Genomic DNA, 1,949 nt, shown 5'->3' with positions numbered 1-1,949 from the left:
TTCTATGAGCTTTCCGAAGTCAAGTCCTTTTCCTACAGAGAACTCCCCCCAGTAGGGTTCTTACATCCTCCTCGGTGCCATCGTTCGGCACGATCGATGCAAGCGCTCGGTCATCCACGCGTGAGACTTGGCGTCTCACCACCTTCTATCCGCCGCCCCGCCGGGGACTGGCCGAATCCTGCATGCGCGCTGCGCTCAGGGTGACCGTGACTGGAACGAGCCCCATCTACTATTATCGGTTGCGCGGGCAACCTGAGGTGGCCCAGAGGTGGCCCCAGAAATCTGCACACGGCGATAAGTGGACGCTGGTCCCCTGAGGAGGCCCGATAATCGGGCCAGCAAGGAGATCAAAGCATGAGCAGAAGACCGCGGCGCAATCACTCACCGGCCTTCAAGGCCAAAGTGGCGTTGGATGCCATTCGTGGTGAGAAGACACTGGCCGAGTTGGCCAAGCAGTACGACGTGCATCCGAACCAGATCACGGACTGGAAGACCCAACTGCTCGAACGCGCCTCGGGCGTGTTCGGCGCGGCGCCATCGGCCGAACCGAAGACGGATCTGAAGGCGCTGCACGCGAAGATCGGGCAGCAGGCGCTGGAGATTGATTTTTTAGTCAGCGCGCTCGACAAGGCCGGATTGGCGAGCGCAAAGAAATGATCCAGCCCGGACATGGATTGAGCATCAAGCGCCAGGCGCAGCTTCTCGATATCTCACGCGGCACGGCGTACTACGTGAGCCGAGGCGTCTCAGAAGCCGATGAGCAACTGATGAAACGCATCGATGCACTGCACCTGGAGCACCCGTTCGCCGGCAGTCGAATGTTGTGCGCCATGCTCGGCCGTGAAGGGTTGCGCGTCGGACGCAAACACGTCTCAACGCTGATGGCCCGGATGGGCATCGAGGCGTTGTACCGCAAACCCAAAACGACGAAGAAGCATCCCGGTCACACGATCTATCCTTACCGGCTCAAGGGGATGAAGATCGAGCGGGCCAACCAGGTCTGGGCGATGGATATCACCTATGTGCCGATGGCCCGTGGCTGGGTCTATCTGGCGGCGATCATCGACTGGGCCAGCCGCCGCGTGCTGGCGCACCGGGTGTCGATCAGCCTGGATACGAGTTTCTGTCTGGCTGCACTCGAAGAGGCCTTTGCGCGTCACGGACGCCCGCAGATCTTCAACACCGATCAGGGCTGCCAGTTCACCAGCGCCGCCTTCACCGAAGCGCTCCACAGCCAAGGCGTGACGATCAGCATGGATGGGCGCGGCAGTTGGCGCGACAACATCTTCATCGAGCGCTTCTGGCGCTCAATCAAGTACGAGGAGATTTATCTGTACGCCTACGAGTCGGTCAGTGCGGCGCGTGCCGGCATCAACCGCTACATTGAGTTCTACAACGCGAGCCGGCCGCATTCATCGCTCGACAAGCGCACTCCGAACGAGTTTTACTTCGCTTCGCTGCCGGCGATTGAACAGGCAGCATGACGACCGGCGTCCACTTATCAGACACAGCTTTCGTGTTCAAACGAATGGGGCCACCTCACCCTACGAATTCGGCGTCAAGGCGAGCATCGCCGTGACCCACAAGCGCGGGCTGATCGTCGGCGCCCGTACCTTTCCGGGCAACCCCTACGACGGTCACGTGCTCGCCGCCCAGCTCGAACAAACAGCGATCCTGCTCGAAGACATCGGGCGAAGACCGAAGCAAGTGTTCGTCGACCTGGGCTATCGCGGTGTCGATGCCGACAATCCCGGCGTCCAGATCTTGCACCGGGGTAAGTACAAATCGATGAACAAGCCACAGCGGCGCTGGCTCAAGCGGCGCCAGGCGGTCGAGCCGGTGATCGGCCACCTCAAGGCCGATCACCGCATGGATCGGTGCTGGCTGGCCGGGAGTGCTGGAGATGCGCTGCATGCGGTGCTGTGCGCGGCCGGCTTCAACCTGCGCTG

1 protein-coding gene and 1 pseudogene are annotated in these 1,949 nt (G+C 61.3%); both read left to right on the top strand.

Annotated features, from left to right (window positions below):
* Positions 1–354: 354 nt before the first annotated feature.
* A protein-coding gene (locus ACQY6C_RS14745) for an IS3 family transposase (protein WP_427970041.1) occupies positions 355–1,484 on the top strand; the annotation gives its coding sequence in 2 pieces (ribosomal slippage) (positions 355–616 and positions 616–1,484; 1,131 coding nt in all).
* Positions 1,485–1,533: 49 nt separating this feature from the next.
* A pseudogene (locus ACQY6C_RS14740) lies at positions 1,534–1,949 on the top strand (transposase); the annotation flags it as partial.

This window comes from Altererythrobacter sp., assembly GCF_050299635.1.
Classification (GTDB): domain Bacteria; phylum Pseudomonadota; class Alphaproteobacteria; order Sphingomonadales; family Sphingomonadaceae; genus Erythrobacter.
This window is presented reverse-complemented; position numbering and strand designations above follow the sequence as displayed.